Origin of the sequence: Zhongshania aquatica, assembly GCF_027257955.1 — a bacterium.
Classification (GTDB): domain Bacteria; phylum Pseudomonadota; class Gammaproteobacteria; order Pseudomonadales; family Spongiibacteraceae; genus Spongiibacter; species Spongiibacter aquatica.
In genome coordinates this window covers 276554-290174 of the sequence record NZ_JANZNQ010000001.1, presented here as the reverse complement: position 1 = coordinate 290174, position 13621 = coordinate 276554, and the positions used below count along the sequence as shown (strand labels likewise).

Annotated in this window: 14 protein-coding genes and 1 other RNA gene; 11 read left to right on the top strand and 4 right to left on the bottom strand. The window is 49.2% G+C overall.

The annotated features are described in order from the left end of the window. Positions 1 to 94 precede the first annotated feature (94 nt). Both sspA and O9X78_RS01255 read left to right on the top strand, forming a co-directional pair. Positions 95 to 742 (top strand): stringent starvation protein SspA, encoded by a 648-nt coding sequence (gene sspA / locus O9X78_RS01260; RefSeq protein ID WP_269617784.1) that lies wholly within the window; start codon positions 95 to 97, stop codon positions 740 to 742. Between the two features lie 17 nt (positions 743 to 759). Next, a complete protein-coding gene (locus O9X78_RS01255; RefSeq protein WP_269617783.1) occupies positions 760 to 1170 on the top strand; it encodes a ClpXP protease specificity-enhancing factor in 411 nt (136 codons plus the stop codon). 35 nt (positions 1171 to 1205) lie between these two features. Here O9X78_RS01255 and O9X78_RS01250 read toward each other — a convergent pair whose 3' ends face one another. The 4 genes from O9X78_RS01250 to O9X78_RS01235 are packed head-to-tail and all read right to left on the bottom strand — an operon-like array spanning position 1206 to position 4665. Further along, positions 1206 to 1778, bottom strand: a complete 573-nt coding sequence (locus O9X78_RS01250; protein WP_269617782.1) for a BON domain-containing protein — start codon at positions 1776 to 1778, stop codon at positions 1206 to 1208. Beyond that, complete coding sequence (locus O9X78_RS01245; RefSeq protein WP_269617781.1) at positions 1775 to 2365, bottom strand: D-sedoheptulose-7-phosphate isomerase; 591 nt, start codon at positions 2363 to 2365, stop codon at positions 1775 to 1777. The genes O9X78_RS01250 and O9X78_RS01245 overlap by 4 nt, the downstream gene beginning before the upstream one ends. 13 nt (positions 2366 to 2378) lie before the next feature. Beyond that, the gene (locus O9X78_RS01240; protein ID WP_269617780.1) at positions 2379 to 2753 is read right to left on the bottom strand and encodes a YraN family protein; all 375 of its coding nucleotides are present in this window, start codon (positions 2751 to 2753) and stop codon (positions 2379 to 2381) included. Then, positions 2743 to 4665 (bottom strand): penicillin-binding protein activator, encoded by a 1923-nt coding sequence (locus tag O9X78_RS01235; RefSeq protein ID WP_269617779.1) that lies wholly within the window; start codon positions 4663 to 4665, stop codon positions 2743 to 2745. Before O9X78_RS01235 ends, O9X78_RS01240 begins: the two co-directional genes overlap by 11 nt. Before the next feature lie 53 nt (positions 4666 to 4718). On the opposite strand from O9X78_RS01235, the gene rsmI reads away from it, so the two are divergent. From rsmI to mraY, 9 genes are all read left to right on the top strand, one after another. Further along, the gene (gene rsmI, locus O9X78_RS01230; RefSeq protein ID WP_269617778.1) at positions 4719 to 5558 is read left to right on the top strand and encodes a 16S rRNA (cytidine(1402)-2'-O)-methyltransferase; all 840 of its coding nucleotides are present in this window, start codon (positions 4719 to 4721) and stop codon (positions 5556 to 5558) included. 48 nt (positions 5559 to 5606) lie between these two features. Further along, positions 5607 to 5957, top strand: an RNA gene (rnpB, locus tag O9X78_RS01225) — RNase P RNA component class A. Between the two features lie 269 nt (positions 5958 to 6226). Beyond that, positions 6227 to 6667 carry a division/cell wall cluster transcriptional repressor MraZ gene (gene mraZ, locus O9X78_RS01220; protein WP_269617777.1) on the top strand — a complete coding sequence of 147 codons (441 nt, stop codon included), beginning with the start codon at positions 6227 to 6229 and terminating at the stop codon, positions 6665 to 6667. Between the two features lie 12 nt (positions 6668 to 6679). Then, positions 6680 to 7621, top strand: a complete 942-nt coding sequence (gene rsmH / locus O9X78_RS01215) for a 16S rRNA (cytosine(1402)-N(4))-methyltransferase RsmH (RefSeq protein WP_269617776.1) — start codon at positions 6680 to 6682, stop codon at positions 7619 to 7621. A gap of 9 nt (positions 7622 to 7630) precedes the next feature. Beyond that, a complete protein-coding gene (gene ftsL / locus O9X78_RS01210; RefSeq protein ID WP_269617775.1) occupies positions 7631 to 7978 on the top strand; it encodes a cell division protein FtsL in 348 nt (115 codons plus the stop codon). After that, positions 7962 to 9686: a peptidoglycan D,D-transpeptidase FtsI family protein gene (locus O9X78_RS01205; protein ID WP_269617774.1), complete on the top strand. Its 1725-nt coding sequence runs from the start codon at positions 7962 to 7964 to the stop codon at positions 9684 to 9686. Before ftsL ends, O9X78_RS01205 begins: the two co-directional genes overlap by 17 nt. After that, complete coding sequence (locus O9X78_RS01200) at positions 9686 to 11164, top strand: UDP-N-acetylmuramoyl-L-alanyl-D-glutamate--2,6-diaminopimelate ligase (protein WP_269617773.1); 1479 nt, start codon at positions 9686 to 9688, stop codon at positions 11162 to 11164. Before O9X78_RS01205 ends, O9X78_RS01200 begins: the two co-directional genes overlap by 1 nt. Next, a complete protein-coding gene (locus O9X78_RS01195) occupies positions 11125 to 12525 on the top strand; it encodes a UDP-N-acetylmuramoyl-tripeptide--D-alanyl-D-alanine ligase (RefSeq protein ID WP_269617772.1) in 1401 nt (466 codons plus the stop codon). The genes O9X78_RS01200 and O9X78_RS01195 overlap by 40 nt, the downstream gene beginning before the upstream one ends. Then, entirely contained in the window at positions 12525 to 13607 is a 1083-nt protein-coding gene (gene mraY, locus O9X78_RS01190; RefSeq protein WP_269617771.1) for a phospho-N-acetylmuramoyl-pentapeptide-transferase, read from the top strand. The genes O9X78_RS01195 and mraY overlap by 1 nt, the downstream gene beginning before the upstream one ends. Positions 13608 to 13621 lie beyond the last annotated feature (14 nt).

Genomic DNA, 13621 nt, shown 5'->3' with positions numbered 1-13621 from the left:
CTTTGCTTCAAGCAAAAGCCTGTATTAGTTAGCGGGCGGCTCTATTTTGAGCTGCCCGTTTGTTGTTTTAGTTTATTAATTTGAGGTGAGATCAATGGGCGTTGTAGCCAAGCGTTCTACCATGACGTTCTTTTCCGACGCAGCAAGTCATTACTGTCATCGGGTGAGAATTGTGTTGGCCGAAAAAGGCGTGACTGTTGATATCGTCGATGTGAAGCCGGATAACCTGCCGGAAGAGGTCGCCGAACTAAATCCCTATAACTCGCTGCCAACCTTGGTTGATCGCGATTTGGCCTTATACGAATCTAAGGTCATGATGGAATACTTGGATGAGCGTTTTCCGCATCCGCCATTGTTACCGGTGTATCCTGTTGCCCGTGGTGAAAGTCGCCAATATATTTACCGTATTGAGCGCGATTGGTGTCGGTTGGTTGATGAGCTTTTGACTGGGTCTAACCCCAAAAATGCCGAGAAGGCGCGGAAAGAATTGCGCGATAGTTTGCTGACTGTAGCGCCTATCTTCGCAGAAAAGCCTTTCTTTATGAGTGAAGAATTCACGCTAGTAGATTGCTGTTTGGCTCCGATTTTGTGGCGTTTACCGCAACTAGGTGTGGTTATACCTCAGACTCGCCAGTCTAAGCCTTTGTTTGATTATATGGAGCGTTTGTTTGAACGCCCTGCTTTCCAAGAGAGCTTGACAGAAAAAGAACGTGAACTTCGTAGTGAGGCGTCAGTAGCGTAGTCGCTGGCTGAAATTGTATGGCAATGACTTCTAGTCGTCCCTATATGATCAGGGCAATATATGAGTGGGTGCTGGATAACAACTGTACCCCTTATATTTTGGTGGATGCGTTACGCGAAGGCGTTTTCGTGCCGCAGCAGTACGTGCAGGACGGTCAGATCGTTCTGAACATTTCACCCTCTGCAGTAATGGGGTTAAATGTCGGCAATGACATGATTAGCTTTAATGGTCGTTTTGGCGGCGTATCGCAAGAAGTGAGTGCGCCTGTTGGCGCTGTGCTGGGCGTGTATGCCAAAGAGAATGGTCAGGGTATGTTGTTTGATGCCGAAGACCCTGTGCCGCCACCAGCGCCCTCTGATCCGCGGCCGTCAGCTACATTAAGTAAGCTGCCGTCTAAATCTAAGCCTAGTCTCAAAGTGGTTAAGTAAACCTCTGTGAGACCGCGGATGTTTAGCGGTCGCGCTTAGTAGTATTCAAATACTCTCACCACTTTCTGGACACCGCTGGTTTCACTGACAATTGTCGCGGCGGTGTCAGATTCTGCCTTTGATACTAAACCCATTAGATAGACGATCCCATTTTCGGTAACCACTTTGATTTTTGATGCATCAAGCTGGTCGTTAAGAGATAGGCGGCTTTTCACTTTTGTACTTATCCACGTGTCGTTGCTGCGGGCTAACATAGTAATGTCGGCGCCGGTGGCAAGTTCATTGTGTACCTTTCGAACTTTTTTGACACCTGTAGCGATCTCGCCAGCGAGTTGACGCAAACTGTCGTTGGCGGTGTTGCCTGTTAGCAAAACGATGCCGTTGTGGCTAGTTGCGTTGATGCGCGACATTTTTAGTGCAGGGTCAGTTTTATTAATATTCACAAGTACTTTGGTTTCAATAATTTCATCATCAAGATAGCTACCAAGACTCCGGCTACCTGGATCTTCTGCGATCGGTTCGTCGGTGGTTGCAGTGATGATTTGGGTGCAGGCAGATAACAAAAGTGCCAATGCCACAAAGGATATGGCGCGTGTCGAATTATTCATGCGTGTTGGGTTCCAAAAAGTTGGGTGTCAATGAGTTCGCAAATGCTGTGTACTGCGACAAGTTGCATTTCTATCGCGCGGGCTCGATCATCTACGGGAAAGGTGAGTTCAATATCATCTGGTGATAGCAATGCGCCCGCATCACCGCCTTTCAAATTACATAATGAAATAACGCGCATATTGCGTTCATGGGCGGCCTGTATCGCTCTCAGGGTTGCTGTTGAGCCGCTGCCGTTAAAGCAGAGTACAAGGCAGTCTCCGCTCTGCCCTAAAGCGCGGATTTGATTGGCGTAAATATCGTTATAACTTGAATCTGCCGCAATCGCAGTCGCCGCATCCGAGCTAAGAATCATCGCGGGTAATGCCGGGCGCTCCTGCTGAAAGCTATTTAATAAATTGGTGGCTAAGTGGTGGGCAATAAGTCTGCTATTTCCTTCGCCGCAGCAGATGATTTTGTGTTCCTGTAGCATACACTCCACAAGGCATTCACTGGCTTTTGCAATGCCGTTGCCAAGTGCTTCCATTGTGTACATGCAGCTTTCGATGTGGCGATGAAATAAATCTATAACTTGCTCGGAATAGTCCACGGTATGTTGGTTCTCACTCCTGGAACGCGTTGCTTAGCCAATTAAAATGTAAGTTACCGCTTTTATCACTACTAGCTTCAATGACATCAAAGCGGCAGGGGAGTTCATTATAGAGACCCCGACTCAAGAAATGTCTCGCTGTGTTAATGATACGTTGTTGTTTTGCTCTCGTTACCGATTCAGCTGCGCTGCCGTAGCTCGTGTTTTGCCGATAGCGTACTTCTACGAAAATTAAGTATTGATCTGAAAGGGCGATGATATCAATTTCGCCAAATCGACTGCGGTAATTTTGTTTCAGTATTTTTAAATTGTGCTTCTGTAAAAACCGACAGGCACCTTGCTCGGCAAGTATGCCAGCATCAATGCCTTTCGTACGTTTAAAAATCATTGCTTTCGATGGGGCCTGTAGCGCCGACTGGATTTACAACGGCAATACCATCTTGAATCTCAGCGAGTGCCAATTCCCTCTCTATTTGGCCTAGTTCATTGAGAGTGAGTGTACCGGTTTCACCGAAAACTTGGCCGCTTGCGCCATTTCGCAATTGTTTAAGACGCAAATGCAGCCTGAAGCTATCTACGCCGAGGGCATACATGCGTTGGTAGCCTTGGCTAGACGGAATGCCCGCATTTATGTCTTTGCGGAGGGCCGATTTATTATTAAAGATCCAGGGTATATCGATAAAACGAACGCCATTTATGTCTTGATCTTTATTTGCTGAGTCATTGCCCCTGTAGATATGTGAGGTGGCGTACACCGGTATATCGCCAGCGTAGTGGTAGGCCAGTAAAGGCTTTATGGCGCGACCTTCGTTGGGGCGGGCTAGCAAGAAAATAAAGTCGATATCTGTGCGGCGATAGGGCTCATAGCTCGGGTGTATTCCAATGATTTGCTGCAGCTTTTGCAGCCTCTGTTGGCTTCGGTCTATCTGCAAAACGCTTTTAATTTGCTGCGAGTAATTGTTTTTCGACGCATCGAAGGTTTGGCTGGCGACAATTTTTCCATTTAGGCTCTGCCAGCGTTGTGCAAATGCACCGGCTACCTTTTGTCCCCAGGAGCCTTCTGGTGTGAGGATTAGCGCACGAGAAAACCCTTTAGCCATCGCGATATCTGCAATTTGCTCAGCCTCGTCTTCTGGATTTAGTCCAAATTGGTATAGGCCATTGGGAAAGCGATCGCCATCAATACGATTCAGTGCAAGCGTAGGTACATTGATTGAACTTGGGTGGCTTGCTACTAGGGCGCTTAGGCTTTCTTTTTCCAGCGGTCCAATAACGAGCTTATTGCCGCTATTCAGCACCTCTTGATACAAGGCGTTAATGTCGGCGCCATTGCTGTCGTACTGATTGATTTGCGGAACGTTACCGCCCTGATTCAAAGTTTCATAATAGGCGGCAAAAAAACCGTCTCTAATTGCCTTTCCGTAAGCAGCTAGGCGACCTGTCACCGGAAGGATTAGCGCAACTTGGTCTGGGCGTTCTACTATCAGGTCATTTAGCTTGTCTAACCCCCCGGGGAGATTGTTATGGGCGGGGTGGTTGGGCCAATTGCGCAGCCATGTATCTCGTTGTCTTACTTGGGCGTCTATATCATTTTGGTTATCTTTCGCGATAGAGGCGAGCTCTAGCCAGCCAATATAGTCGCGATTATTAGTACTGTTGATATTGCTGATGAGTACCGAGGTGGGTATCTGCATCAACGATCCCCAAATTGATTGCCGGTTGGCGGGCTGCTGGCTGGGAGTCAGAAGAGGATCAATAAATATTCGCTCTCGAGCGGCAGATAAGTGATCTCCCTCTATTTCGTAAAGAGAGGCGCGCAATTGGCTGTACTGCATTTGTTGACGGACTGGCGCCTCGATTACCGCTTTTTCTATCAGTGGGTCGGACAGTTGCGCGAGTGCTTGGCTGAATTCAGCGTGGCCGCGCTGAACACGAGCGCGAATAATGGCTAAGCGAAGTGCTTGATCTGTACTGAGCTCTGGAGAGATCAGTTCGCCAACCACGTCGTCCGCTCGCGCCAGTTCTCCTTCGCGGAGTAAGACTTCCGCAGCCCTTAATAAGAGCTCCGCAGACTCCTCGGGATCCATGTCTTTGGCGTCGAGCAGCCACTGCTCAACGGTACTGACATCGACGGTGGCAGGATTAAACTCATTTGAGGCGGTTACGGTAGGCACGGGGCGAGGTTTTACAGTGTACCTTTCCCCGCTAGATTGGGCGGGTTTCGATACCGTTGTCGGCGTCGAGCTACAACTCGCCAACATAGTGGCAGCAAGTATAAGTATAAAAGTTCTTGTCTTCATTGATTCGCCGTTGTTAGTCTGCGCGGTTATGTAATACTGACTGAGGTTTGACCGTGGATAATACTCCCATCCTCTACGTTGTCGCCACGCCGATAGGTAATTTGTCGGATATGGTACCCCGAGCTGTAGAGGTCCTACAAACAGTAGCGCTCATTGCAGCGGAAGATACACGTCATAGCCGTACATTACTAAGCCATTTTGATATACGTACCCCGCTGTGTGCCTATCATGACCACAGTACCAGCTCGGAGCTAGAGCGTTTACTGGCGCATTTGCGTGATGGTAAAAGTTTGGCGCTTATTTCCGATGCCGGCACTCCTTTGGTGTCTGATCCGGGCTACCGCTTGGTCGATTTGGCGCTAAGCGAAGGGATTAAGGTGGTGCCTATTCCAGGTGCATGCGCGGTAATTGCCGCGCTTAGTGTCGCTGGCTTGCCATCCGATCGATTTATGTTTGAGGGTTTTTTACCGGCAAAGCAGCACGCTCGATTGGCGGTGCTAAAAGGTTTGCAGCGTGAGAAGCGCACTATGATTTTTTATGAGGCGCCACATCGGGTTCGCGATAGTTTGGCGGATATCAGTACGGCAATGGGTGGCGAGCGGACGGTGGTACTAGCCCGCGAGATTACCAAAATGTTTGAAACGGTGAAGCGTTTACCTGCGGCGCAACTGCATGAGTGGGTTAGTGCTGACAGTAACCAGCAGCGTGGCGAGTGTGTATTGTTAATCGAGGGGTTCAAGGGCGATGAAGGAATCCCAACCGCTGCGATTGAAGTATTAAATATTCTCAGGGAAGAATTGCCCCTTAAGCAAGCGGCCGCACTGTGCGCGAAGATCAGTGGTCTTAAAAAGAACCAACTTTATCAGTATGGCCTCGACTTTCCCTTGGAATAGCCGCAAATACCGCTTGCCATAAAACAGACTACTGGTTATTCTTACAGTCGAGTCGGCCAGACGATCGCTCTTCAGTTTACTGTTGGGAGGAAAGTCCGGGCTCCGCAGGGCAAGGCGCCAGGTAACTCCTGGGAGGTGCGAGCCTACGGAAAGTGCAACAGAAAATACACCGCCTACGTAGCGCAAGCTGCCGGTAAGGTTGAAATGGTGCGGTAAGAGCGCACCGCGCGACTGGCAACAGTTCGTGGCATGGTAAACCCCGCCTGGAGCAAGGCCAAATAGGAATCCAGCGCTGTGGCCCACAGTGGATTCGGGTAGGCTGCTAGAGGCTTGCGGTGACGCAGGTCCCAGATGAATGGTCGTCCAAGACAGAACCCGGCTTATCGGCCGACTCAACTTTTCCCACTATTTCCCAAAAACGCAGCACTCTTAATGTTTTACATTAAGTGCTGAGGTCATGTCTTTGTTTTACAAAAATTAGCCAAGAATTCCTCGTTTTTCTACTGCGGTTTTTCACGCAAGTCACTGACACATTTACAAAAAATCCCTGTGTTTTCACTGTTTCGCAGCTTGACACCTGTGCTTGCAAGTTCCTATAGTGTGCCACAGTGGGTAAAAGTGGTTTTTAGTGGTTTTTTGCGGTTTAAATGCGGAGCTTGGTGGGAATTATGTTCCTGGGTAGTCACACAATCACAATGGACGGTAAGGGGCGATTGGCAATTCCAGCCAAAATTCGCGACGCCTTAATGTCTGCCTGTGAAGGTCGTCTCGTGATTACTGCGCATACCGAAGAGCGCTGCTTGCTGGTTTATCCAGAGCCGCAATGGCTGGATTTACTGCCCAAAATAGAAGCACTCCCCAATATCCATCGCAAAGCCCGTCTCGCACAGCGCTTGTTGCTAGGTTATGCGACGCCATTGGAGATGGACGGTAATGGACGTGTGCTATTGCCTCAGCCTTTGCGTGATTACGCAGACCTTGAAAAGAAACTGTTGTTGGTCGGGCAGGGCAAGAAATTAGAGCTGTGGAGCGAGTCAAGTTGGTTTGACTGGTTGGGTGCAGCCGGGGAGGGAGATATGCCAGAAGAAATGTTGTCCCTTTCCTTATAGAGAGTGGATCACTTGGAACAGCATTTAACAGTTTTGCTTGATGAGGCCGTAAGCGCATTGGTAACCGATACCAGTGGTCGATATGTCGACGGTACCTTTGGTCGCGGCGGCCACAGTCGCTTGATTTTGTCGCGCTTAGCCGCAGATGGCAGTTTGTTGGGGGTTGATAAAGATGCCCAAGCTGTTGCAGAGGGTGAGCAACTTGCCTTGAGCGATGAGCGTTTTCGTATTGCTCGTGGCTCATTTGCGGAACTGTCGACATTGGCGGCGCAATCTGGATTCGCGGTCCCGTTTTCTGGGGTGCTGCTGGACTTAGGTGTGTCGTCCCCGCAATTAGATCAGGCGGAGCGCGGCTTTAGTTTTTTGCGCGACGGTGATCTCGATATGCGGATGGATACCGACAGTGGCATGAGTGCGGCGGAGTGGATCGCAACAGCGGAAGAGGCTGAGATGATTCAAGTGTTGCGTGATTATGGTGAAGAGCGATTCGCCAAGCGAATTGTTAGGGCGATTATTGCTGCCCGCGCTGAGGCACCGATCACTCGTACATTGCAGCTGGCGAAAATTGTGGCTGAGGCGAATCCAGCGTGGGAAAAACACAAGCATCCCGCGACAAGAAGTTTTCAGGCAATTCGAATTTTTATAAATGATGAGCTTGCGGATTTAGAGCGTTTGCTCAGCAAGATTGTAGATCAATTAGACGTGGGTGGTCGTTTGGTCGTAATCAGTTTCCATTCTTTAGAAGATCGAATGGTAAAACGCTTTATGCGGCGGCAATCAGAAGGTGATGAAGTACCGGCTTATATACCTGTTACCGAAAGTCAGCGTAATCGCCGTCTAAAGATCATCGGCAAGGCAGTAAAAGCGTCCGAATTAGAAGTAGAAGCAAACCCGCGTTCTCGCAGTGCAGTTATGCGAGTGGCGGAAAAACTAGCATTCGACGTGTGTGCGTAGGGGTGGATTATGCTGGGCAGTAGACAGCGCAGCACGAATAAAAAGAACTATGTCTTGGAAGAAGAGGTGCAGGCGCCCATCGGTGGGTTGGCTGTGCCTTTGCTTATATTGCTGGTTTTGATTTCTTGTATTGCTGTCGTTCAAAGCTCACATAAAAGCCGAAAATTATTTGGGCAGTTGCAGGATCTGCGGCGAGACGCAATGTCGATCGAAGAGGATTGGGGGCGGCTGCTGCTAGAGCAAAGTACTTGGGCGTCACCTGATCGAGTTCAGGATATGGCGGTTCAAAAATTAAAAATGCAAGCGCCTAAAGCGCGGGAAGTGAAAATGGTTGGGGGCTATGGGAAAGCAGGTTAAAGCACCTATTTCGCCGTGGCGTTTCCGCATAGTGGTGGGAGCGCTGCTCGTGCTCGCCCTACTTTTGGTCTGGCGTACGCTAACCCTACAGGTGTTAGACGTTGATCGTGGCTATGAATTTTTGCAAGGCCAAGGCAATGCGCGTACCAACCGTACCGAAGTTATTCCCGCGCATCGCGGTATGATTTCAGATCGTAACGGCGAGCCGCTTGCGGTTAGTACGCCTGTTGCGTCTATTTGGGCGAATCCCCAAGAATTAAAAGAGGCGAAAGGCGAGTGGGCTCGATTAGCTGCCAGTCTTGATATGAATGCGGGTGACTTAGCGCGCCGCATAGAAAAATATCGCGGTAGCCAATTTATGTACCTGCGGCGACATATGGCACCGGGTGCCGCTAAGCTTGTAACGCAACTAAAAGTACCGGGTGTGTACCTGCAGCGCGAATACCGTAGATTCTATCCTGCCGGTGAAGTGACCGCGCATATTCTCGGTTTTACTGATATTGATGATCGTGGTCAAGAAGGCTTAGAGCTAGCTTACGACGAGTGGCTAAATGGTACGCCCGGTAGAAAGCAGGTATTGAAAGATTTATATGGAAACATAATACGGGAGATTGACGCCGGCGAGGCGGCTAGCCCTGGCAAGGACATACAGCTCAGCATAGATTTGCGTTTGCAATATCTGGCATACAAAGAGCTTAAGGCAGCAATCACTAAAACCGGCGCTAAAGCCGGTTCAGTCGTTATTATCGACAGTGAATCTGGTGAAGTGCTGGCGATGGTAAATCAGCCTTCATTCAATCCGAATAACCGCAGTCAGTTAGTTCCCGATGCAATGCGTAATCGCGCGGTTATCGACATGTTTGAGCCAGGTTCGACGGTAAAACCCTTGACCATTGTTGCGGGTTTGGAAAGTGGAAAGTACACGCCAGAAACCATTATTAATACTAATCCGGGATACATCAAAGTCGGCCCAAAATTACTCGAAGATCACCGCAATTACGGTTCGATCACGGTCGCAGAAGTGTTAAAAAAATCTAGCCAAGTCGGAACTACAAAAATCGCATTGTCCCTAGACGAGCATGACGTGTGGGGAGTCTTTAATCGTTTTGGCCTTGGCCGTTCAACAGGCTCAGGTTTCCCCGGTGAGAGTAACGGTATGTTGCCGAACCGGCCAAATTGGCGACCAATTGAGCGCGCTACTTTTGCGTTCGGCTATGGTTTAACCGTTACCAATTTGCAGCTTGCACAGGCCTACTCAGTCTTTGCAAACCGCGGAATGTTTCAACAGGTATCGCTGTTAAAACGAACTGAAAAACCCGTTAAACAGCAGGTTATTTCAGCAAAAATTGCACGCCAGATAGTCGACATGCTGGAGGAAGTGACTGAGCTTGGTGGTACCGCTACGCGCGCTCAAGTTGACGCCTATCGTATTGCTGGAAAAACCGGTACATCCCACAAAGCGGAAGCCGGCGGTTACGCAAAGGATCGGTATTTTGCCTTGTTTGCGGGTGTCGCCCCTGCCAGTGACCCGCGCATTGTCGCGGTGGTGACAATAGATGAGCCTCATGGTGATTATTTTGGTGGCTTAGTCGCAGCGCCTGTTTTTTCAAAGGTGGTTTCTGATGCACTACGTTTATTGAATATCGCACCGGACAATATCGAACCGGCTGACCCTAAACCCAAAGTGAAGGGAGATGCGGCGGCGTGATGGCGGAACAGAGAGACTATACAACACCGCGTTTGCTCGGTGACTTATTGCCTAACCTTGCTGCTGAGGTGGCTGCTGTGCCCGTTACCGGTTTGGCGCTTAATAGCCGCGACGTTCAGGCTGGCGACGTATTCTTAGCTGTGAAGGGCCACGTTGCAGATGGTCGTGATTATATAAATTCTGCGATTCACGCCGGCGCGGTAGCGGTGATTGCGGATGCGCCTTTTGATGCAGCGCAATGGTCGCTACCGGTTATCGTCGTCAATAATTTGTTATCTCAATTGAGTGAGATCGCGGGCCGATTTTACGAAAAACCCTCAACACAGCTCAAATTGATTGGTATTACCGGGACTAACGGTAAAACCAGTTGTGCTTGGATGGTTGCTCAGTTGTTAGAGGCTATCGGCGAACCCTGTGGGCTCATTGGAACCTTGGGTAATGGCCGATTCGGACGTTTAAATAGTGGCAGTAATACAACGCCTGATGCGGTTTCTGTGCAGGCATTGCTGGGCGATTGGCGTGATGGCGGTGCCAACTGGGCAGCGATGGAAGTGTCGTCACATGGTTTGGCGCAGCATCGTGTTGCGGCGCTGCAATTCCAGGCCGCCGTATTCACCAATCTTAGCCAGGATCATCTCGATTACCACGGCTCAATGGAGGCCTATGGCGATGAGAAAGCTCGATTATTTACCTGGCCAGATCTACAACTCGCGGTCATTAATCGCGATGACGAATTCGGTCGCCAACTATTATCCAAATCGACGGCAAAACAAATAATAGATTTTAGCGTGTTTGATAGTAGGGCAAAGGTCTACGCCGAAGATGTTAGTTGTGATATTCGCGGTATCCGAGCGCGCTTGCGTAGTGTGTGGGGCGATTTGACTATAAATTCGTCGCTATTAGGCGGATTTAATTTATCTAATTTAATTGCCGCCAGTACGGTGTTGTTGGGTTTGGGGGTGTCAGCGAAAAAAATTGAAGCGGCTCTACCTTTATTAAAACCAGTGCCGGGTCGCATGGAATGTTTGCGGTCCGAAGATGGTGTATTGGCTGTGGTGGACTACGCACATACACCAGACGCATTGCAAAAAGTATTAGAAGTCTTGCGACCTATTGCCCAAGGCAAAGTCTATTGCGTAATGGGCTGCGGTGGTGACAGGGATAAATCAAAGCGTCCGATGATGGGTGAGATTGCCGAACAATGTGCGGACCGCGTTTGGGTGACCAATGACAATCCGCGAACAGAAACTGCGGAAGCAATAATTGCTGATATTTGCTCAGGAATGCGTGGCCAACCAACGATCGAGCCGGAACGTGATCGCGCAATTCATGCAGCAATTCAGGCTGCAAACCCAGGTGACGTTGTATTGGTGGCTGGAAAAGGCCATGAGGATTATCAAGAGATTGCAGGTCGTCGATTGCCGTTTAGTGATGTGCAGTGCGCACGACTTGCCTTGGTCGCGAGGGTGACGTCGTGATTGCGTCGATGACGTTGCAGCAGCTAGCTAACTGTACATCTGGTGTGCTGCACGGTGATGATATTCAGTTTTATGGAGTATCTACTGATACTCGCAGAATTGAGAAAGGTGATTTATTTATTGCTTTGTCTGGCGAAAATTTTGATGGCAATCAGTTTGTTGCGACAGCAGAAAAAAACGGTGCAATTGCTGCGTTAGTGACTAAGCCGACGGATATTCTGCCCAATGTATTGGTCTCAGACAGTCGCCGCGCCCTAGGCTTGCTCGCGAGAGAAAACCGCCGAAAATTTACCGGGCCATTAGTTGCTGTTACTGGCAGTAGTGGCAAGACGAGCACCAAAGAAATGCTCGCTAGTATTTTTGCTCAGCAGGGCGAAGTGTTCGCTACCAAGGGAAACTTAAATAATGAAGTTGGCGTGCCATTAAGTTTGCTCGCCATTGATGAAAAACATCGTTTTGCTGTTATTGAGATGGGCGCTGCAAAGCAGGGCGACATCGCCTATTTGTGTGAATTTGCTGAACCAGAAATAGCAATCCTCACAAATGCACAGCCGGCGCATATTGCAGGGTTTGGATCTTTAGAAGGTGTGGCGAAGACCAAGGGCGAGATTTTCCGCTGTTTGCCGAAGCATGGCCTTGCCGTCATAAATGCTGATGACGTGTTTTGCGAGTTTTGGCAGGAAAATGCCAAGCATGCAATGCAGCGCTTGTTCAGTCTTGTGCGTGAGGATGTCGATGTGTTTGCTCGTGATATTGATTTAAGTGTGCCTGGTAAAGTCCAGTTTGAGCTGGTGAGCTTTAGTGGTAGCGCAAAGGTTTGCATGCCGCTTTCAGGCAAGCACATGGTGGCCAACGCGCTTGCGGCGGCGGCGGCGTCCTTGTCTGCTGGAGTGAGCTTAATAGATGTGGTTGCTGGATTGGAATCGATGCGTAGCGTTAGCGGCAGATTACTGCGTCGTGAAATCGCGGATGTGTCGCTTATTGATGATACCTACAATGCAAACCCCGGATCGGTACGCGCAGCTATTGATGTACTCGCCAGTAGTTCTGGTCGGAAAGTGTTTGTAATGGGGCATATGGGTGAGCTAGGTCCGGAGGCGGCGCTACGCCATCGTGAGATTGCGGCTTACGCCCGTGAAAATCGACTCGATGCATTTTTTGTTGTCGGCGAATTTGCCGCGCTGATGGCGAACGAGTTTGGGCAAGAAAATTTCGCATTTTCCCAAAAATCGGAATTGATTCCAGTATTAAATACATTTGTGGAAGCAGGGGATACGGTATTGGTTAAGGGTTCGCGCAGTGCCGCGATGGAAGACGTGGTGGATGCACTCTCTGCTGAATTGCTTGGGAGGAATAGCTAATGTTGCTACTGCTTTCCGAGTATTTAAGTCAGCACATCAGTGGCTTTGCAGTATTTCAGTACCTTAGTTTTCGCGGCATACTCGGTGTGTTAACGGCCTTAGCAATTTCGTTGCTCGTTGGCCCGTTCATGATCCGTAAATTAAATTATTACCAGATCGGCCAAGCCGTACGTGACGACGGTCCGAAATCCCATTTGAGCAAGTCCGGTACGCCGACAATGGGCGGCGCGCTGATACTTGTGGCTATTTTTACCAGTACCTTGCTGTGGTCTGATTTACGCAACCCTTATGTCTGGACCGTATTAGTGGTCACGGCCATATTCGGTGCGGTGGGTTGGGTAGATGATTATCGCAAAGTTATTGAGCGCAACCCCCGCGGGCTTCCTGCTCGTTGGAAGTATTTTTGGCAAAGTGTCGCCGGTTTAGGTGCAGCTATATTTTTATATATGACCGCAGATAGTCCGGTGAATACTGAACTGTTTTTTCCGTTTTTTAAAAACATAAGTTGGCAGATGGGCGCATTTTCTATCGTGCTAACGTACTTCGTTATTGTCGGATCCAGTAATGCAGTCAATTTAACCGATGGTTTAGATGGGCTTGCGATCTTACCGACAGTGATGGTCGGTGCGGCGCTAGGTCTTATTGCTTACCTCACGGGTAACGTAAAGTTTGCTGAATATCTTCACATTCCCTATGTGGCAGGTGCCGGTGAATTAATTGTTATTTGTGGCTCCCTAGCTGGTGCTGGTTTGGGATTTCTTTGGTTCAACACCTACCCGGCGCAAGTATTTATGGGTGACGTCGGTGCGCTCGCATTGGGCGCAACACTGGGCACCGTCGCAGTGATTACGCGACATGAAATAGTATTTTTTATTATGGGCGGCATTTTCGTTTTAGAAACGGTGTCGGTCATTTTGCAGGTTGCGTCGTTCAAGTTAACCGGACGGCGTATTTTCCGGATGGCACCTATTCATCATCATTTTGAGCTTAAAGGTTGGCCGGAGCCGCGCGTCATAGTGCGGTTTTGGATTATCACAGTGATGTTGGTGTTATTCGGTTTAGCAACATTAAAACTACGATGAAAGTTGTAATACGG